The sequence below is a fragment of the Ensifer sp. ENS08 genome (assembly GCF_014852195.1).
Taxonomy (GTDB): Bacteria; Pseudomonadota; Alphaproteobacteria; order Rhizobiales; family Rhizobiaceae; genus Ensifer; species Ensifer adhaerens.
On sequence record NZ_JACVBF010000002.1, the window covers coordinates 740869 to 759785 of the forward strand.

Consider the following 18917-nt stretch of genomic DNA (forward strand, 5'->3'; position numbering starts at 1 on the left):
TCAGGCGGAAGCTCCTGCAAACCGCGCCTCCTCGCGTTTGAAAAGATCGGCGAGGCGATCGATGACCGTCCGGACTTCCGGACGGCGCCGGTCGTCGTCGTTTGCCGCGATCCACAACGGATGCGTCAGGCCCTCGATCAATTCGCCTTCGCGCTTCAGGAATGGATCACCTTCGCCGACGAAGGCGGGCAGGACGCCGCGGCCGGCGCCATTGCGGATCAGCCGCACGAGAAGGGCGGCACTGTCGGTCCAGGTATGGATCTGCTGCTCGCGGTTTTCAAAGACCCATTTTTCAGCCGGCGAGCTGGCAACTTCGGTGCCAATCGATATCCAGGGAAAGTCCTCGCGCTCCGGCATGTTGCCGGCGCGATAGACGGCATAGGCGATGTTCACCGAGCGGCGCACTGCCACGTTGCCGGAGCGGGGCTGTTCGTACAGGACGGCCACATCGGCCTCTCTGAAGGTCAAGTCGAGGCCGCGATGCGCATGCTTGCAGCAGAAGCGAAAACTGTCGCCAGCGGCGCGGATATCGGTTGAATGATCGGCGACGAAACCTGCGACCCAGGCGTCGCTTGCGACCGAGACGATCGGCAGGGCGAAGGCGTCGCGGTGCCAGTCGGAGATATTTGCGGCGGCATTCCGCATGGCACGGACATGTTCGAGCAGGATCTGGCCATCGTGGGCGAGGCGATAGCCTTGCTGGCTGCGGATGAAGAGTGCCCTGCCGGTCGCTCGCTCGAGCGCGAGCATGCGGCGGCCGATGGTCGGCGCGCTCAACCCCGTTCGCGTGGCAGCCCCGCTCAAGCCACCCTCGGTCGCAACGTGATAAAACAGTTTCAAATCGTCCCAGGCTGCCTCGGCCATAAGCACTCCATGGCGGTCATTGTCTCGTAGTAGCGCGGGTCGTCCGCCCTGACTTCCGTTCGCGGATGAAAGACGTCTTTCAACGGTGCGCCTACAACGCTGCCGGCGAAGACATTAGGTCTCCCATTGTCTCAAGGCAAAGGAGGCGAGACCATGTTTGAACATTGGGCGGTCATGTGGACGGTTCTGCAGCGTGAACGTCGCCGCGGGTCACGCAACGGCTTGGATGATCCGCTCGACGGACCGGAGTGGCGTGGCCTGCACTGGGTGCTGCCGGCCTTCTCTTTTCTGCTTAACCGGCGCAGATCGGACGCGCGCTTGACGCGTTCCGATGCGCCACTCACCGAACGCACAGGCGCGCGCTGGGACGTGAGGGCCAGCCATTGCCGGCCGCAAGCCGCCGGGCACGATCGCTGAACAATCTGTCGCCTATCTTGGCGGCGGCTGTAGCATCAGGGATGCCACTATCCCATTGAAACTGCGCATCGTTCTTTCGATATAGGGAGTAAGACTTTCGGGATCGTGCGCTCCGCGGAAATATCGTTGCGCCCCGGGCGCCCTGCAAAGCAATGAATTCTGGTAGGATGGCTTTCCAAGCGTTTCCTTAACGTCTATAAGCCCGCATTCCGCGGCGTTTCCGGCTGGGCGGGCACGAGGCTCGGCCAAGTGACCGGGGCAGGGCGAGCGGATGTTGAGTGAAATTTCAGAATACCGGGCGGCCGCCATTGGCCGTCAGGGCGTGACCCGCGCGGTTGGATCCGCGGCAGACAACAGGTGATCGAAATGGCACAGACTTGGACTCCAAACAGCTGGCGGCAGAAACCCATCCAGCAGGTGCCGGAATATCCGGACCTGGCAGCGCTTGAGGCGACCGAAGCGCGCCTCGCGAAGTATCCGCCGCTGGTGTTTGCGGGCGAAGCCCGTCGTCTGAAGAGTGCCCTCGCCAATGTCGCCGAAGGCCGCGGCTTCCTGCTGCAGGGCGGCGACTGCGCCGAGAGCTTTGCCGAGCACGGCGCTGACACGATCCGCGACTTTTTCCGCGCCTTCCTGCAGATGGCCGTCGTTCTGACGTTCGGCGCGCAGCAGCCGGTGGTCAAGGTCGGCCGTATCGCCGGCCAGTTCGCCAAGCCCCGTTCCTCGGGTATCGAGAAGCAGGGTGACGTGACGCTTCCGTCCTACCGCGGTGACATCATCAACGGCATCGAGTTCACCGAGGAAGCGCGCATTCCGAACCCGGAACGCCAGATCATGGCTTACCGCCAGTCGGCTGCGACGCTGAACCTTCTGCGCGCGTTTGCAATGGGCGGCTATGCCAACCTCGACAACGTGCACCAGTGGATGCTCGGCTTCGTCAAGGACAGCCCGCAGGCGGAACGCTACCGCAAGCTTGCGGACCGCATCTCCGAGACCATGGACTTCATGAAGGCGATCGGCATCACCTCGGAAAACCACCCGAGCCTGCGCGAGACCGATTTCTTCACCAGCCACGAGGCGCTGCTGCTCGGCTACGAGCAGGCGTTGACGCGCGTCGACTCGACCTCGGGCGACTGGTACGCCACGTCCGGCCACATGATCTGGATCGGCGACCGTACCCGCCAGCCCGACCATGCGCATATCGAATACTGCCGCGGCATCAAGAACCCGCTCGGCCTCAAGTGCGGTCCGTCGCTGACGGCCGATGGCCTGCTGGAGCTGATCGACCTTCTGAACCCGGCCAACGAAGCCGGCCGCCTGACGCTCATCTGCCGTTTCGGCCATGACAAGGTGGCCGAGCATCTGCCGCGCCTCATCCGTGCGGTCGAGCGCGAAGGCAAGAAGGTGGTCTGGTCCTGCGACCCGATGCACGGCAACACGATTACGCTCAACAACTACAAGACCCGTCCGTTCGAGCGGATCCTGTCGGAAGTGGAGAGCTTCTTCCAGATCCACCGCGCCGAGGGTTCGCACCCGGGCGGCATCCATATCGAGATGACCGGCAACGACGTGACGGAATGCACCGGCGGTGCGCGTGCGCTTTCGGGCGACGATCTCGCCGACCGTTACCACACCCATTGCGACCCGCGCCTCAACGCGGACCAGGCGCTGGAACTCGCCTTCCTGCTCGCCGAACGCATGAAGGGCGGCCGCGACGAGAAGAAGATGGTCGTCAACGGCTGATCTAAATCTCTGGCATTGTTCAGGTTTTCTGAACGTCGCTTGGATGTTTTGAATTTGACAATGCCGGGCCGGCTCTGGAAGCTGGCCCGGCATTTTCGTGTCTGGAGCAGGGCGCGGCGCGGGCTGTCGCTTGCGGCGGCACGCTCCATGGCAGGATCGAGGGGTCATGAACCTGGGGAGGGGCAATGCAGGACATTCATCACGGGGGCTGCCTTTGTGGCACCATTCGCTTCAAAGCGCGCGGCGAGCTGCGCGAGCTGATCTTCTGCCACTGCAGCCAATGCCGGAAGCAGACCGGGCTCTATTACGCCGCCACCAACGTGCAGGACCAGGACTTCGAGCTGAAGGGCGCGGAAAACGTAACCTGGTACAGGGCCAGTGACAGCGCCAGCCGGGGCTTTTGCCGTCAATGCGGGTCAGCGCTGTTCTGGAAGGCGGACGGTTCGGATTACACCTCGATCCTCGCGGGCGCCTTTGACAAGCCGACGGTGCTGAAGCCGGGCTACCATATCTTCTGCGAAGATCAGGGCGATTTCTACGAGATCAAGGACGACCTGCCGAAATTCGCAGCCGGCCGCGTCTGAGGTTCAGGCCGGCGGGTTTGCCGCCTGTCGCTCGGCCTGCTCGAAGCCGTTGGCAAGGCCGGCAAGCTTAACTGCCTGCCATTGGCAATATTCCTCGATCAGCCGCTCACTCAACCAGAACAGGCCGCGCTGCCCCTCATCGGCTCTTCCAAGCAAGCCGAGATCCTGGGCCCGCGTGAAGATGCGCCGGATATGGGTGTTCGAGATCATGTAATGCGTGGCGAGATCCGAGAGGTTCGCCTCCAGCCAGACTTTACCATCCACAGGCTCAAGGCTCTTCGGCCGCGCCATGAGATCGTCGAGCAGGAGGCCACCGCACTCGGTCCAGACGAAAGCCGCGACACCTTCCGGCGGCTGGGTCCACCGGCGATCCGAAAGCAGCAGGCGGGCGGCGATCGGCTGAGCCCGTTCGAAAACCGTGCGGTCGGCTTCGACGCGGGCGACACGGCCTTGGCCGTCGAAGCGATCGAGCGTTCCCATCTGGCTCATGAACCAGCGCAGCATGGCGCCTTCGCTGATTTCCGTCGGCTCTAGCGGACGGATCTTCTTGCGACCCCGGCCGCCCTCCGCGTCGCGCAAAAGCTTGTAGGTCAGCAGTTCGGCGATGAAGGCAGCAGCGGTATTGCGGCTGGCGCCGCCGGTCTCATGGATGAACTTGAGAAGGCGGGCGGTCGTAACCCCCGTTTCGGGATTGCCGGGCTCACGCTCGAGGTGCAGGGCGTAGACGGCCTGGCTGAGGGTCCATTTCTGGTGGGAGGCGACAAGGCGAGCGATGCGGGGAAACATGTCGTAGGCCGCCATCAGATCGCGCGCGCTCGCCTGGAGCACGTTGCGTAACTCCGGATGACAAAGAAAACCTTCCGCGGTGAAGGCGAGCGAGCCATCCCGCGCTGCGCCTTCCTGCTCTGCCATCACATGCATCTGCTGCGCACACCCCCAATGCTTGCGCGGCCCGCCAAGTGAAGGGCATTCTCGGTGCCCCGCCGGCCAGCCGCGCTCAGCTGCATTCCTTTTACTAGGGCTACCTTGTGCATAACGTGTCAGCAACCGAATTTGTTCAACGGGGCGTTGACGGTGGCCGTCGAACGCCCCGTTTGAACGGGTCTACTGCACGAGGACCGGCGACTGGCACTTGACGCCGGTGACGCGGACATCGGCCTCGCCGACCCGTACGCCGACGAGCAGCAGAAGGTTGTAGAGCAGATCGTCGACCGGCTTGGTGACGGCTCCGAGCGTTTGGGCCAATGCCTGCTGCACGATGGTCGGGCTGCCGAGCGTCAGGAACAGGACCTGTATGTTCAGGTCGAGATTGTTGAGGAGCGTTTGCGTCGTCGAGGTCAGGATGTCCTTGGTCGAGACCGTCTTGATCGACCGGGCCGCGACCTCGGACGGGCTGAAGCTCAGGCGCGTCGGCTTGAGGTTTTGCGCCTCGACATGGGCTAGCGCATCGATCTTGACCACCAGGGCGTCCACGAGCTTGGCTCTTTGTACCCGCGCGTCTGACGAGAAGTTGGACAGGACCGCCGGATCGACGTCGCCGATGGCGATTTCGGCAATGCCGGGCACCGCATCGACGCTGACCGAAGCATTTTCGGGCGTGCCGCCATAGCACCTGATGTCGGCGAGCTTGGCTTCCGCATAGGCGAGTTCGACATAGATCGGCAGGCGGATGCGAATGCCGGCAAGGGCGGCCAGGCCATCGACGTTGACTTCGACGGCAAGGCGGGTCTGGGCGGTGCGTATTGCTGCGCCGGGCGTGCCGAGGCGGTGGCTTGGCGTTTCGACGGGCGGCTCGCCGATCGCAAGCTTGACCTTGGCAGATGCGATGCCGGGAAGGCCGGCCACGGCATTGAGGGCGATCTGGTTTTCGCCGTTGGCGATGGCTGCAGCCGCCGACACGATCTGCAGCACGCTTACGCGCATCGCCCAATCGGAGCCGGCGTCGACCTGCAGGCTCTTCTTCGGATCGAGGTTGAGGATCTGCGCCAAGGTGAAGGTGCGCTTGTCGTTCGAGGTCGAAAGCTCGATGCTCTTGAGTGCGGTCGTGACCGTTCCGGACAGGCCCTGGACCAGCCGCATGGAGGCAAGCAGCTGCGGCATCGTCAGGTTTGCCTTGAGCACGTCTTCATAGGAGGCAGCCGTCAGGTTGAGCCTGGTCGCAATGATCTTCAGGAAGGGCTGGATATCGATATCGGCGTCGATGAGCGCCTGGTAATCCATGACCTTGAGCGAGATCGTCGTTCCGAGCATCTGCCCGAGGATGGAGTTGAGCAGCCCATCATTGAGGCTTGCAAGACGGGAGCCTACGGAGAAGGCCGCGATCTTCGAACTCGCCGCCGTGCCGTAGACGCTGAGGTCCGGCGGGGCGCTGAAGATCGAGGCGAGGAAGATGTCTCCCTTCCTTTCGAGCATCACCTGCACGGCGTCCGTGGGCGTGGCGTCCTTGATGAAGCGCTGGCCGGCATCGACCGACGGATCGGGGACGTAGCGCCCGCGCGTTACGGTCGCGACGCCATCAAGCTTGGCGGTGCTGATGTCACCGGGCGGCAGGGTCTTGCCGTCGATGGTCAACAAACCGTTCGGCGTCGACACGCCGTAGTTCAGGCCATTGTTGGCGAAGTGGTTGAGCACGGCCTTCTCGGCGGCGGAGACGTTGGCCGCTGCCGCGATCGCAGCGAGATCGACCGAAGACTGCATTTCACGCTTCTGGACGGTTAGGTAGCCGTAGTCGATCGCAAGGGCCATGGACGTGATCACCAACGGCATGGCCAGGGCGGCCGAGATACCGATGTTGCCGCTACGGGCTCGGGCGAGGGAGCGTATGGGTTTCCACAGCATATCAGACCCCTCCGATGCGAATGGTTGCGAAGCGCTCGATCTGTTCGCTCGGCATGGCGAATGTGAACAGGTTGAAGATCGGCAGGTCGCCGGCGTCGTATTTGATCCGGACGGTGAACTGGTTTGCGTTGTTGGCGTCGTCCCTGACGGTGACGGTCATGCGCGACGACTTGATGAAGGCCTGATCCATCGTCGTGCGACGGATATAGTCGGTCGCGAGCCGTTCACGCTCGGTTTGGGAGAGGCCGGCGATGGCTGTGCGGGCGGCATCGGCAGCAATCTGCTGAATGGAATGGGCGGCACTGAGATAGACGCCATAGGCGATCAGGGTCAGCACGCACATGAAGAAGAGTGGTGCTATTATTGCAAATTCGATCGCAGCGGCCCCGTCCCGGCCGCCTATCAGGCGCTTGAAGTTGGACATTGCAGCATCTCCGCGTACCCACGTTGCTGTATTTCTTGAATGTCCCTGCACCCATAACGTGATCCTCAAATATTAATTTTTTCATACTCCGATAAGTTGTTGAATCCCCATGCATTTCGCGAATGTTGCAAAATGTGTATTCACAGTTGAATTAGTATTTATGAAAATGAGCTAGTTTTCGCCCTGTCGCGGCGGCTGCGCGCCCGCGTCCGGGCGCCGGATCCGCGCGAGGGCAGGCTTGCCTATCGCCAGCGCATCGTCCCGGTTCGGCCCGGGTCCGGTCACTCCTGTCCTGGGGGCGTGCGATAGCGTTCGAGCTGCCGGTTGAGCGTCGCCAGGTCCGCGCGCAATTCGGAGATCTCGCGCAGCAACACGTCGTCGACCTTGTGATGCAGCGCGATCAGTTCGACTTCCGACTTGAGATTGACTTCGTAATCCTTCGAGGCAGCGAAGCGGTCGCGCTCCGCCTGGCGGTTCTGCGACATCATGATGACCGGAGCCTGCAGCGCGGCGAGCATCGAAAGCATCAGGTTGAGGAAGATATAGGGGTAGGGATCGAAGGCGCCGGTGGCGAGCAGAATGGTGTTCAGCAAAACCCAGAAGACGAGTAAGCCGCAGAAGCCGATGATGAAGCTCCAGGAGCCGCCGACGCGGGCGATGTTGTCTGCGAGCCTGTCGCCGAAGGAGAGCCGTGCCGTGAAGGCGGCATGTGAATCGGTGGCGAGCGTGCGTCGGTCCCGGGCATGGGTAAGAATGCGGCGCTCGATCTCTCCGAGCTCGCTGAGCGGCTTGCCGAAAAGCTGTTTCGATATGTCATTGAAGTGCGGCATGGCGATCTCCGGAGTTGGCCGGAGACAATCTAGCGCGTCAGCGCCGCAAGGAAATCAGGCGGTACGCGAAAATGCCGCAAAGACCGGAGCGGTTGCTGTCCGCTCCGGTCTTCGATCAGTGGGTCTCGACGCTGGCGAAGAGATCAGCGTGTGACTTGAAGAACCGGTCGGTCGAGAAGCGGTCGCCGAACATCATGTCGTGCTGCAGGAAGCGGTAGTCACGCAGGAGTGCCGGCACCTTCGGCTGGCGCGACCACTCGGCGACTTCCTTGCCATTCTTGCGGATCAGCATGTAGCGGTCGACGACGCGGTACTGGTCATACACCTTGCCGAGGAAGCCGGTGTAGTAGGGATGCTCGTAACCGGACTGCTTGAGGATCTGGTAGGAGAGGAAGGCCGGGCTGATGGTGCCGACGTTCTTCTTCGGGCCAGTCTTGTTCGACCAGACGACGAGCGGCGTTTCATGCTGCGCCTTCATCTGTTCCTTCGAACCTTTGCGCTCCGCCGTCACACCCTTCATGAAACCGGTGCTGGTATAGACGGTGTTAAGCGGCGGCAGATGATCGCCAAAAAGCACGATAACCGTTTCGCGATCGCGGTTCTTGGCCCAGTCCATCAGCTTCTTCAGGCTGTCGTCAGCCTCCTTGATGCCCTGCGCGTAGGTGGCAAGCACCTGGCGGTCGGCCTCGGGCAGGTCGCCTTCGACCTTGATGGTGTTGTTGGCGTAGCGGTTGGCCTCATAGGGGCCATGGCCCTGGAGTGTGACGGCGAAGAAGAAGAACGGGTCGTCCATCGCGTCGGCCTGGCGGATGATCTCGTTGGTCAGCGAGTCGTCCGAGGCGAAGATGCCGCGCTTCTGCATCGGTGGCATGTTCTCTTCCGACTTGAACATGTCGAAGCCGAAGGCCTTGTAGACGGCGGTGCGGTTCCAGAACCAGCTCTGGAACGGATGGATGGCGCGCGAGACGTAGCCTTCGCCACGGAAGAAAGTGGCAAGCGACGGGATCGGATTGCGGATGTACTGCTGGTACGGGATGCTGCCATAGGGCAGGAACGCGTTGGAGAAGCCGGTCAGCGCCTCGAACTCGACGTTGGCGGTCATGCCGCCGAACTCCGGCGAGAAGACGTTGCCCGACTGCATTTCGCGGATCGTCGGCATCGGGTCGGGCGACAGCTTGACGTTCGGCAGGCGGGTCGGATCCCAGAAGGATTCGCTCATCAGCACGATGACGTCGGGCTTGCCGCGGTGCGAGGTGCCGGCGGGAAGCGGCTTCACCGGAATGCGGTCGATCGCGTCGGCCATGTAGCCGGCGGGCGCGCTGACATTGGCCATCGGCAGGTTGATCGCAAAGGCGAGCGCAAAGCCGTTGTGCTTATAGTTCTCGGTCTGGTCCCACATGATCGGGATGACCTTCAGGCGATCACGGATCCAGGAGAACTGGTTGTAATCCATGATGTTCCAGAAGGCGACGAGCAGCGGCAGCGCGAAGGCGAGGCGGGCGACACGCTCGCGGGTCGTCAGCTTCGGGAAGGTCCGCCAGGCAAAGCGCAACAGGAGGGCGATGGCGACGACGGTGGCAACCAGGCCGACCGCGATGCCGACCGCCGTCCACGGACGGTCCTTCACCAGCACGGGCATCAGCTCCATGATCTGGCGGCCGAACAGGAAGTCGGTCGGATAGAGCGGATCGGACAGGAACACCTGCTTCTGCTGGCAGATGACGGCCGGAAGAAGTGCCAGCGGCGCGATCACCACGGCGGACTTGTGCTCGCGGCCGAAAATACCGTCGACAGCGAGCAGAATGAGAAAAAATATGCCGATGGTCGTCAGCGCCGGGCGCGTCGGGTCGAGGACATAGGAAAGGGTGTCGGTCAGCGACTGACGGACGATCAGTTCAACGGCGAAGACAAGGGCAGTTGCAACGAACAGGGAGAACAGGGCGCTGCGCGTGGAAGCGAGCGTCTTGGCGTGCCGTGCGGCGAAGCCGGGTCGGTCGGCATAGACACGTGAGCCTCGCGCGACAGCGGAATCGATACTGGCCAACATATTCTCCAATTTCATAAATGCGTCGTGTAACTGTCATACGCCCGTCATTTTGAACAGGGGATGAATGGTTTCTTAACGGGAATGGAGGGTGGCTTTTCGTGGCGTGAAGCCGCACGAACGGCCCAGTATAAGGACCGGGAAAAACAGAAGTTTTCGGTTTTTTTCGCGTGGCTGCGATTGGCTGTGGGTATTTTCCCGCAGATTGCGCTAAAGAACATTGCGAAAGTCAGATGCAATCGTTCAGGACAGACCGACAGGCCCGCTCATGACCGCCCATAAAAACGCCCCCTCGCTCCTTCGTATCGCCGTTGCCCAGCTCAATCCGACCGTGGGCGACATCGCCGGAAACCTGGCCAAGGCGCGTGAGGCGCGCGCCGATGCGGCGCGACAGGGCGCCGATCTCCTGCTTTTGACGGAGCTGTTCATTTCGGGCTATCCGCCGGAAGACCTTGTTCTGAAGCCGGCCTTTCTCAAGGCCTGCCTCCAGGCCGTCGAAAAGCTGGCCGCCGAAACGGCCGATGGCGGCCCGGGCGTCATCATCGGCTTCCCGCGCCTGTCGAAGACCGGCCGACATAACGCCGTGGCAGTACTCGACGATGGCAAGGTGATCGCGATCCGCGACAAGGTCGATCTTCCGAACTACGGCGAGTTCGACGAGAAGCGCGTCTTCGATCCGGGCGAGATGCCGGGACCGGTCAATTTCCGCGGTGTGCGCATCGGCATTCCGATCTGCGAGGACATCTGGGGCGATCTCGGCGTCTGCGAGACGCTGGCCGAAAGCGGTGCTGAAATCCTGCTGTCGCCGAATGGTTCGCCCTATTATCGCGGCAAGGTCGACGTGCGCCATCAGGTCGTGCTGAAGCAGGTGATCGAGACCGGCCTGCCGATGATCTATGCCAACCAGCTCGGCGGCCAGGACGAACTGGTCTTCGACGGCGCCAGCTTCGCCTTCAACACCGACAAGTCGCTCGCCTTCCAGATGAGCCAGTTCGAAGAGGCGATCTCGATCGTGGAGTGGAAGAAGGGCGAGAGCGGCTGGCATTGCGAGCTCGGCCTGAAGTCGCGCCTGCCGGAGCGGGAGGAGGCGGATTACCGCGCCTGCATGCTCGGCTTCCGCGATTATGTGAACAAGAACGGCTTCAAGAATGTCGTGCTTGGCCTCTCCGGCGGTATCGATTCCGCCATTTGCGCAGCGCTCGCCGTCGATGCGCTCGGCGAAGAGCGGGTGCGCACGATCATGCTGCCCTACCGCTACACCTCGCAGGAATCGCTGAAGGACGCCAAGGAATGCGCCGAGGCCCTCGGCTGCCGTTACGACATCGTGCCGATCTCCGAGCCGGTCGAAGGGTTCCTCAGCGCACTCTCCGATACGTTCGAAGGCACGGAATCCGGCATCACCGAGGAGAACCTGCAGAGCCGCACCCGCGGCACGATCCTGATGGCGATCTCCAACAAGTTCGGCTCGATGGTTGTGACCACGGGCAACAAGTCGGAGATGTCGGTCGGCTATGCCACGCTCTATGGCGACATGAACGGCGGCTTCAACCCGATCAAGGACCTCTACAAGATGCAGGTCTATGCCATCTCGAGCTGGCGCAATACCACGGTTCCTCCGGGCGCGCTTGGTCCCTCCGGGATCGTCATTCCGCAGAACATTATCGACAAGGCGCCTTCGGCCGAGCTTCGTCCCAACCAGACGGACCAGGATTCGCTGCCGCCCTATCCGGTGCTCGACGACATTCTCGAATGCCTGGTGGAAAAGGAAATGGGGACGGACGAGATCGTCGCCCGCGGCCATGACGAGGTGACCGTTCACCGGGTCGAGCATCTGCTCTACATCGCCGAATACAAGCGCCGGCAATCGGCGCCGGGCGTCAAGATCACCAAGAAGAACTTCGGACGCGACCGCCGCTACCCGATCACCAACCGCTTCCGCGACCGGGGCTAGGCGATGGATATCCTCGCCGAAGAGACGGACGGCCGACAGGGCCGTCCAGATTTTACGGACGAGGAGATCCGGCTCCTGCGACTGTGGTCGGCAAGCGACGTTTCCGCCGGCCGGCAGCTATCGGCGCAGATCGGCTATTTCGCGACGCCTGCGATCTTTGGGGTCTATGGCCTTGCGACCGGAAGCCTCACCGTCGTCGGCGTTGCCTTCATCTGCATCCTGCTCCTGCTGGCCTGGGGTCTGGTCACCACCTTGCGGGACCGACGCGATTCCGTTCTGATGCAATCGGTCTGTTCCAAGGTTCTGGCGACTCTGCCGGCGGGTGAAGACAAGAAATAGCGGCCTCGTCCGGGAGAGAAGAGCATGCGGAGTTCCGTCGAGATCCATGACATCGCAACAGGTGAAACGCGGGTTGTCTGGCAGACGGACCGGCTGGTCGAGGCACCGAACTGGTCGCGGGACGGCTCACATCTGATCATCAACGGTGACGGCAGGCTCTATCGGCTTGGCCTTGATGGTTCCGAACCGGTGGAGATCGATACCGGTTTTGCGACGCTCTGCAACAACGACCACGGCCTCTCCCCGGATGGCACGACGATCGCGATCAGCGACAAGACCGAGTTCGGGAAATCGGCGATCTACCTGCTGCCGGTCGAAGGCGGCACGCCGCGGCTCGTCACCCGCAACCTGCCTTCCTATTGGCACGGCTGGTCGCCCGACGGGAACACGGTGACCTATTGCGGCATCCGCGACCAGGTCTTCGACATCTATACGATCTCCGTCGACGGCGGCGAGGAGCGAAGGCTCACCCATGGGGAGGGCCGCAACGACGGGCCCGATTGGTCGGCAGACGGCGAATGGATCTATTTCAACTCGAGCCGTACCGGCCAGATGCAGATCTGGCGGATCCGCCCGGACGGCAGCGAAGTCACGCGCATCACCGACAGCCCCTATGGCGACTGGTTTCCGCATCCGTCGCCTGACGGTAAGCACCTGCTCGTGCTTTCCTATGACGGCGACGTCTTCGATCATCCGAGGGATCTCGATGTCCGGTTGCGGCTGATGGACCTGGACGGCGGCAATGCCCGCATCCTGTTCGAGCTCTTCGGCGGGCAGGGAACGATCAACGTTCCCAACTGGGCGCCCGCGGGTGATCGTTTCGCCTTCGTCCGCTACGAACCGGAAAGCTGACCGCGCTGGACAAGTATATCGAGGCCATGCTAGCGATGAGGTCGTTCGCAGGGCGCATCCGATCCGCGGGAAGGGCAAGGCCCACCTGTTTCACTGAACTTGGTTGCCACACCTCTTTTCAGTCTGTGGGCGCGGATACCGGACGTGAATGAAAGGAGGTCTTTCATGATCACGCGCGATCTTTCCGCGAAGATTACCCTCGATGCGATCCGCAAGCAGGCCAAGGCCTTTTTGAAGGCCGTCAAGGCTGGCGATGCCAGTGCAAGGCAGCGGGCGCTTCCCTATTTCTCCGAACCGACCGCAATGGGCCTTCAGGATGCCCAGCTGGTGCTTGCCCGCGAATTCGGCTTTGCCAGCTGGACGCGGCTGAAGCGGCATCTGGAGAAAGCCGAGGCCGGCACGCCGTCGACCGAACAGGTCGCAAACCGCTTTCTCGCTCTGGCGACAGTCTCCTATTTCGGCGACGTCGCTGCCGATCCCGAGCGGTTCGCTCAGGCACTCGACCTTCTCAAGGACCATCCTGAGATTGCCGGGGACAACATTCACGTGGCCGCTGCGCTCGGCGACGCCGCGGCGATCGACCGCTTTCTCGATCGCGACCCGAAACTCGCAGAGAAGCGCGGCGGTCCGTTCGACTGGGAGCCGTTGCTCTACGCCGCATATGCCCGCGTTCCCGGCCGCTCGTCGCTGCCGGCGGGCGCCCGCCTGATTGCGCGCGGGGCCGATCCGAACGTTTACTGGCTCGACGACGGCCAGTATCGTTTCACGGCTTTGACCGGCGTCTTCGGCGAGGGCGAGGCGGGACCGGAGCGGCAGCCACCGCACCCGGATTGCCTTGTCTTTGCGCGGCTGCTGCTTAATGCCGGTGCCCGAGCCAATGACAGCCAGGCGCTCTACAACCGGATGTTCGAACCGGACAATTCCTGCCTCCAGCTGCTTCTCGACCATGGCCTTAATGCCGACGACCGCAACAACTGGCTGGTGCGCAACGATGGCGGCCTGGTCGAAAATGGCGAACGCGTCTTCGACTATCACCTTGCCTGGGCACTGGAAAAACGCATGTCCGATCGCGTCCGGCTGCTTGTTGCGCACGGCGCCGACGTCAATCGCCCGATCAAGGGGCGCACGCCCTATCAATGGGCGGAGCTCGGCGGCGATCCGGCACTGGCACAATACCTCGTGTCGCGCGGCGCGACCGAAGCGCCGCTGGAGGATGTCGACCGGCTGGCCCGTGCCGTTGGGGAAGTGAAGGCCGACGAGGCGAGGGAACTTGTCGATAGGGATCCGACACTTGTCGCTCGAACCCAGGCTGCACACCCCGCCATTCTGCACGAGGCGGCGGGTGAGGACCGGCATGACGCCGTGGCGCTGATGCTCTCGCTCGGCTTCGACGTCAACCGCATGACCTCGCGCACGCCGTTGCACGAGGCGGCGTTGCATGGGCATGTCGCGATGGCGAGGCGCCTGCTCGATCACGGCGCCGATCCATTGGCGCGCGACCCCTACCATCATGCACCGCCGATCGGCTGGGCCAAATACAACGGCAAGGACGCGATGGTCACTTTCCTGAAGGATCAGCCGCTCGACATCTTCGCAGCTGCGTCCTTTGGCGTGGCCGCGCGCCTCGCCGACATCCTCGACCGGCAGCCGGATCTGATCGAAACGCCGTTCGGCACGTTCCGCGGGCGCGGCAGGCCGGAGCCACAGCACGACTGGATGACACCGCTTGCCGTTGCCGTGATCAACGGGCAGGCAGGAACGGTGCGGCTGCTTCTCGAAAGGGGCGCGAATGCACGCGTGCGCGATGGCGCCGCCGGCCCGTCGATACGCGATCTTGCCCTGGAGCAAGGCAATGCGGAGATCGTCGCCTTGCTGCGCGCTTCGGCGGCCGCCTCGCAATAGGATGCGCACAGGGAGGCGCGGGCAGTCGCCCGCGTTCTCCTGATCCCCGCTGCGACCGCTGATTGTCGGGCGATTCAGTCGGTTGAAATCGTTAAGTATTTTATCACCAGCTTATTTAAGCCAAACTTCGATTTTGGTCGCTAGGGTGCCGGCAGTATCGGCTGCCATCGTTGCGCATCGCACCTCCACAAGTGCTAGTATGCCCGGCAGGGCCGGTACGGACGAGGGGGACTGGCGTGGTGGAAAAGGCGTTGCGGCAGGCAAAACGGGACAAGACGGTCTGGGCGATCCATGCCGCCTGTACCTTGGTCGCGGTCCTGGTCATTGCAAGCCTCATCTATGTCCTCGACCGGTCCGTCACGGAGGCCGATCGCTTCGGCCTTTCGGCCGAGCGTCGGCTTGTCGCAAACGAGCTGCGCCACCAGATGGATGCGGTCGTTCAGTTCCAGGCGCAGGTGTCCTTCTGGGACAAGACCTACGAGGAGCTGGCGACGGGGCATGTCAGCGAGAGTTTCGTCGCCGACGAGCTTTCGGGCTGGCTTTGGGAAGACTACGGCTTCTCCTGGATCATCTTCACGGATCCGGCCCGCACCGTTTCGACGGCGCTCAAGGACGGCGCATCGGTTCCGGCAGAGGTGGCCCGCGTGCCGCTCGACGAGGTCGACGATCTCGTAGACGAAGCCAAGCGCCGCTACGACAATGCGCTCAGGAACAACGACGGCACCTACAATCTCGATGTCACGACGCCGGATGCGCAGTCCGTGATGCCGGCCGTGCCCGGCATCCACGCGGTGGACCTGCGCGAGATCGGTGGGCGCATGAGCGTTGCCGTGGTGCAGGCGGTCGTCCCCGAGACATTGGTGGTTCCGGCGGAACGGCGCGATCCGGTGCTGATGGTCGCCGTTCGGCCGGTCACGCCGAAAATGACGCGCGAGATCGCGGCACGGCTGGGTATTCGCGGGCTGGCCTTTGTTCCGCTCAACGAGCGGCCTGCAGGCACTGCCTATGCGTCTGTCGGGCGCTGCTCCGATTCGTCCTGTCTCGTGGCCGCCTGGGTGCCGAAATCGCCCGGTGGGTTCGTCCGCGCGGAGCTGTTGCCGAGCGTCATTATCATGGCGATCGTCGCAGCACTGCTGATGGCCTTCGTGGCGCTGCGGTTCTCGACGCTCTTTGCCGCCCTGCAGCAGAGCGAGGCGCTGAACCGGCACCTTGCCAAGCACGATCGCCTGACGGGGCTGATGAACCGCAGCGGCTTCGACGACATGCTGGCGGCGGCCCTGTTGCGGGCATCGACGCATCCGTTCACGCTCGTCTATGCCGACCTCGATGAATTCAAGGAGGTCAACGACCGCCACGGCCACGCCGCCGGCGATGCCGTGCTGGTGGCCATGGCCGAACGCTTTCGCAACCGGGCTGGCCCGAAGGGCACGGTCGCGCGGCTTGGGGGTGACGAATTCGCGGTCATTCTCGGCGATTGCAGCGAGGCCGACGCCTGCAGCCTGACGGCCGGCCTGATCGCCGACGCGCAGACGCCGGTCGCTTTCGAGGGCCAAATGCTCGTTGTCGGCGGCAGCGCCGGCATCGCCTTTGCGCCGCGGCATGGCCTGACGGCACGCCAGTTGCTGCTGGCTGCGGACGAAGCGCTCTATCTGGCCAAGCGGCGCGGCCGCAACCGCTTCGAAACGGCGGACGACATGGTGTTACCGGCCGAGAAGAACGACGGCCAGTCGGCGGCCTGAACGCTACCCGCGGATCGGCAGCAGCGTTACTCCGGAACATTGTAGGGCGTGATCACCACCACGGCGGAGAGCTGCGGGCCGATTGCCGGCGCCTGGGCGCCGGGCGGCAGCATCATCGTGCGAAAGGCGGTGCGCGCATCGGTCCTGAGGTCGTGATGCAGCACGAAGTGAATGCGCCGTTCCCGCAACAGCGCCAGATTGTCCTCGTCGAGATCATGGGCGATGTAGAGCGCGCAGTGACGCTCGAGGCGCTCGAAGGCTGCAAGGACGGAGCGGTTGCCGCCACCGATCGAATAGGCCGCGTTGATATCGGGATTGGCCGAGAGCGCCGCGTGAGCCAGGCGGCCGGTTTCGCTGTCGCGGCCGTGGCCTTCGCTGATCTCGACGATCCGGATTGCCGGATAGCGCTCGCGCAACACCCGGCGAAAGCCGATCTCGCGTTCCTCCTCACCACGAAAGCGGCCGCTCGAAAGGGTCACCAGCACAGTTGCCGGCGCGCCGGAAAAGCGCTCCCCGAGGAGGTAGGCGGCCGTTTCGCCCGCCGCCCGGTTGTCGGCGCCGGCATAGGCCGTCCGCTGGGAATGGGGCAGGTCGGTTACCAGCGTCACGACGGGCGTGCCGCCCATCTCGAAACGGGCGACTGCGGCGACGATCTCGGGCACGTCCGGCGCCTTCAACACCAGGCCGTCGGTCCCGCGCAGCCGGATTCGGTCGAGCAGTTGCACGATCTCCTGTGGGCGCATCGTCTCGGCGAAGTGGAACCGGCAGCGAAAGACGGTGGGCGCGAAGGTCATCGCCTCGCTCTCGAAGGCGCGACGCACCGCATCGGTGAAGCGTTGTGGCGACTCCATGACGATATCGATCGCAAACTTGCGCCCCTGGATGTCGAGGCCGGCCTGCTGCTTCTCCAATTCCTCGATGGCTGCGCGAACCCGGGCCTCCGTCTGGCGGCGCACGCCCGGCCGCTCGTTGAGCACGCGATCGACGGTCGCGGTGCTGAGCCCGGCCTGAAAGGCGATGTCCTTGACCAGAAACGGATGGGCCATCGCCTTGCTCTCCTGATGGATTTTTGATGGATTCTTGCTCTATATCATGTTTTGCCGCCGCCTATAGTGGTGTTCATCAGGATGTTCCAGAGGAGGAAACGCGATGAAGACCGACAACAAAGCGCGCCAGCGGATCGACCGCGTCTGGCTCACCGAAGAGGCTTGCGATCTCGAATCGTTCCGGACGGAAGTCGAACGCCAAACCAGTCTGTCCGACTACCCCCATGCTGCCGGCTGCGAAAAGAATATCCTGATTTATGACAGCGCCGCGCTGATTGCGGCGTGCGGCGATGCCGAGGCGCGGCGTTCTGTTTTGGCGGAGATCTGCGAGGTACTGGTGACCGGGCCTGGCGTGGCGGTTTTCAAGCGCGCCTTTGCCGATACGACAGCAATCGACGTCGCAAGCGGGGTCTTTGACGCCATCATCGACGAGCAACATCGTAGCAACAGCGGCGGCGGCGATCACTTCGCCAAACCCGGCGCCAATGACCGCATCTGGAACTCGCTGGAAAAGCACTGCCTGAACGCGCCGGAGAATTTCGCCTCCTATTACGGCAATGCCGTCATAGCGCTCGTCAGCGAGGCTTGGCTCGGGCCGAACTACCAGATGACGGCGCAGGTCAATCGCGTCAATCCTGGCGGTGCGGCGCAATCGGCGCACCGCGATTATCACCTCGGCTTCCAGACCGCGGCCGTGATCGAGCAGTATCCGGCGCATGTGCACAGGCTTTCACCGGTGCTGACGCTGCAGGGGGCGGTTGCCCATTGCGACATGCCGCTCGAAAGCGGACCGACGCTGTTCTTGCCCTATAGCCAAACCTATGTGCCGGGCTATCTGGCGCTCAACCGGCCGGAATTCCGCGCCTATTTCGACGCACACCATGTGCAGCTTCCGCTCGAAAAGGGCGACGTTGTGTTCTTCAACCCGGCGCTCTTCCATGCCGCCGGCACCAACCGCTCCCGGGATATCCGCCGCGTGGCCAACCTGCTGCAGGTGTCTTCGGCCTTCGGTCGCGCAATGGAAACCGTTGACCGACTGACCATGAGCGCGACGCTCTATCCGGCCTTGCGGGCCTTGCTGGCGGACGGGACGCTGACGCAGGCGGAAGCGGCCAACGCGATCTCCTCCTGTGCCGAAGGCTATTCGTTCCCTACCAATCTCGACCGGGATCCGCCACTCGGCGGGTTGGCGCCGAAGACGCAGGCGCAGTTGATGCGCGAGGCTCTCACTGCGGGGACGGGCGAACAAGAGTTTCTCTCGGTGCTGGAGGCGCAGGCGAAGCGCAAGCTGAGCTGACGAGCGAGTTACAATTTGACAGGCTCCCGGTGTGTTTCAGCCGGGAGCCG

At 63.1% G+C, this 18917-nt stretch carries 16 protein-coding genes; 9 read left to right on the forward strand and 7 right to left on the reverse strand.

The window, feature by feature from the left end; all coding sequences use genetic code 11:
* Positions 1–864 (reverse strand): LysR family transcriptional regulator, encoded by an 864-nt coding sequence (locus tag IB272_RS09265; RefSeq protein ID WP_060600832.1) that lies wholly within the window; start codon positions 862–864, stop codon positions 1–3.
* 153 nt (positions 865–1017) lie between these two features.
* Between IB272_RS09265 and IB272_RS09270 the strand changes: the two genes are divergently transcribed.
* The 3 genes from IB272_RS09270 to IB272_RS09280 all read left to right on the forward strand — a co-directional run bounded on the left by IB272_RS09270 (position 1018) and on the right by IB272_RS09280 (position 3605).
* Positions 1018–1281 (forward strand): hypothetical protein, encoded by a 264-nt coding sequence (locus IB272_RS09270; RefSeq protein WP_060585013.1) that lies wholly within the window; start codon positions 1018–1020, stop codon positions 1279–1281.
* 366 nt (positions 1282–1647) lie between these two features.
* Positions 1648–3021 (forward strand): 3-deoxy-7-phosphoheptulonate synthase class II, encoded by a 1374-nt coding sequence (locus tag IB272_RS09275; protein WP_034795289.1) that lies wholly within the window; start codon positions 1648–1650, stop codon positions 3019–3021.
* Between the two features lie 185 nt (positions 3022–3206).
* Positions 3207–3605, forward strand: a complete 399-nt coding sequence (locus IB272_RS09280; RefSeq protein WP_060520690.1) for a GFA family protein — start codon at positions 3207–3209, stop codon at positions 3603–3605.
* A 3-nt stretch (positions 3606–3608) separates the two neighbouring features.
* Here IB272_RS09280 and IB272_RS09285 read toward each other — a convergent pair whose 3' ends face one another.
* From IB272_RS09285 to IB272_RS09305, 5 genes are all read right to left on the reverse strand, one after another.
* Positions 3609–4517 (reverse strand): hypothetical protein, encoded by a 909-nt coding sequence (locus IB272_RS09285; protein WP_226020685.1) that lies wholly within the window; start codon positions 4515–4517, stop codon positions 3609–3611.
* A gap of 192 nt (positions 4518–4709) precedes the next feature.
* Positions 4710–6443, reverse strand: coding sequence for a TadG family pilus assembly protein (locus IB272_RS09290; protein WP_192444340.1), 1734 nt, complete (start codon positions 6441–6443; stop codon positions 4710–4712).
* 1 nt (position 6444) lies between these two features.
* Complete coding sequence (locus tag IB272_RS09295) at positions 6445–6867, reverse strand: TadE/TadG family type IV pilus assembly protein (RefSeq protein ID WP_060600829.1); 423 nt, start codon at positions 6865–6867, stop codon at positions 6445–6447.
* A 281-nt stretch (positions 6868–7148) separates the two neighbouring features.
* Positions 7149–7697, reverse strand: a complete 549-nt coding sequence (locus IB272_RS09300) for a DUF1003 domain-containing protein (protein WP_192444341.1) — start codon at positions 7695–7697, stop codon at positions 7149–7151.
* A gap of 115 nt (positions 7698–7812) precedes the next feature.
* Positions 7813–9741, reverse strand: coding sequence for an LTA synthase family protein (locus IB272_RS09305; RefSeq protein WP_082572785.1), 1929 nt, complete (start codon positions 9739–9741; stop codon positions 7813–7815).
* Between the two features lie 268 nt (positions 9742–10009).
* Here IB272_RS09305 and IB272_RS09310 point away from each other — a divergent pair, with 268 nt between their 5' ends.
* From IB272_RS09310 to IB272_RS09330, 5 genes are all read left to right on the forward strand, one after another.
* Positions 10010–11692 carry an NAD+ synthase gene (locus IB272_RS09310; RefSeq protein WP_192444342.1) on the forward strand — a complete coding sequence of 561 codons (1683 nt, stop codon included), beginning with the start codon at positions 10010–10012 and terminating at the stop codon, positions 11690–11692.
* A gap of 3 nt (positions 11693–11695) precedes the next feature.
* The gene (locus IB272_RS09315; RefSeq protein WP_192444343.1) at positions 11696–12031 is read left to right on the forward strand and encodes a hypothetical protein; all 336 of its coding nucleotides are present in this window, start codon (positions 11696–11698) and stop codon (positions 12029–12031) included.
* A gap of 24 nt (positions 12032–12055) precedes the next feature.
* The gene (locus IB272_RS09320; RefSeq protein WP_192444344.1) at positions 12056–12883 is read left to right on the forward strand and encodes a TolB family protein; all 828 of its coding nucleotides are present in this window, start codon (positions 12056–12058) and stop codon (positions 12881–12883) included.
* A 165-nt stretch (positions 12884–13048) separates the two neighbouring features.
* Positions 13049–14785 (forward strand): ankyrin repeat domain-containing protein, encoded by a 1737-nt coding sequence (locus IB272_RS09325; protein WP_192444345.1) that lies wholly within the window; start codon positions 13049–13051, stop codon positions 14783–14785.
* 236 nt (positions 14786–15021) lie between these two features.
* Positions 15022–16524: a diguanylate cyclase gene (locus tag IB272_RS09330; protein WP_192444346.1), complete on the forward strand. Its 1503-nt coding sequence runs from the start codon at positions 15022–15024 to the stop codon at positions 16522–16524.
* A gap of 26 nt (positions 16525–16550) precedes the next feature.
* Here IB272_RS09330 and IB272_RS09335 read toward each other — a convergent pair whose 3' ends face one another.
* Positions 16551–17570 (reverse strand): LacI family DNA-binding transcriptional regulator, encoded by a 1020-nt coding sequence (locus IB272_RS09335; RefSeq protein ID WP_192444347.1) that lies wholly within the window; start codon positions 17568–17570, stop codon positions 16551–16553.
* Positions 17571–17673: 103 nt separating this feature from the next.
* Here IB272_RS09335 and IB272_RS09340 point away from each other — a divergent pair, with 103 nt between their 5' ends.
* Positions 17674–18867 (forward strand): phytanoyl-CoA dioxygenase family protein, encoded by a 1194-nt coding sequence (locus IB272_RS09340; RefSeq protein ID WP_192444348.1) that lies wholly within the window; start codon positions 17674–17676, stop codon positions 18865–18867.
* Positions 18868–18917: the final 50 nt, after the last annotated feature.

Excerpts from the sequence above, each read along its gene's own strand:
- IB272_RS09265 (WP_060600832.1), bottom strand. The coding sequence starts at position 864 with ATGGCCGAGGCAGCCTGGGACGATTTGAAACTGTTTTATCACGTTGCG.
- IB272_RS09270 (WP_060585013.1), top strand. The coding sequence starts at position 1,018 with ATGTTTGAACATTGGGCGGTCATGTGGACGGTTCTGCAGCGTGAACGT.
- IB272_RS09275 (WP_034795289.1), top strand. The coding sequence starts at position 1,648 with ATGGCACAGACTTGGACTCCAAACAGCTGGCGGCAGAAACCCATCCAG.
- IB272_RS09280 (WP_060520690.1), top strand. The coding sequence starts at position 3,207 with ATGCAGGACATTCATCACGGGGGCTGCCTTTGTGGCACCATTCGCTTC.
- IB272_RS09285 (WP_226020685.1), bottom strand. The coding sequence starts at position 4,517 with ATGGCAGAGCAGGAAGGCGCAGCGCGGGATGGCTCGCTCGCCTTCACC.
- IB272_RS09290 (WP_192444340.1), bottom strand. The coding sequence starts at position 6,443 with ATGCTGTGGAAACCCATACGCTCCCTCGCCCGAGCCCGTAGCGGCAAC.
- IB272_RS09295 (WP_060600829.1), bottom strand. The coding sequence starts at position 6,867 with ATGTCCAACTTCAAGCGCCTGATAGGCGGCCGGGACGGGGCCGCTGCG.
- IB272_RS09300 (WP_192444341.1), bottom strand. The coding sequence starts at position 7,697 with ATGCCGCACTTCAATGACATATCGAAACAGCTTTTCGGCAAGCCGCTC.
- IB272_RS09310 (WP_192444342.1), top strand. The coding sequence starts at position 10,010 with ATGACCGCCCATAAAAACGCCCCCTCGCTCCTTCGTATCGCCGTTGCC.
- IB272_RS09315 (WP_192444343.1), top strand. The coding sequence starts at position 11,696 with ATGGATATCCTCGCCGAAGAGACGGACGGCCGACAGGGCCGTCCAGAT.
- IB272_RS09320 (WP_192444344.1), top strand. The coding sequence starts at position 12,056 with ATGCGGAGTTCCGTCGAGATCCATGACATCGCAACAGGTGAAACGCGG.
- IB272_RS09325 (WP_192444345.1), top strand. The coding sequence starts at position 13,049 with ATGATCACGCGCGATCTTTCCGCGAAGATTACCCTCGATGCGATCCGC.
- IB272_RS09335 (WP_192444347.1), bottom strand. The coding sequence starts at position 17,570 with ATGGCCCATCCGTTTCTGGTCAAGGACATCGCCTTTCAGGCCGGGCTC.
- IB272_RS09340 (WP_192444348.1), top strand. The coding sequence starts at position 17,674 with ATGAAGACCGACAACAAAGCGCGCCAGCGGATCGACCGCGTCTGGCTC.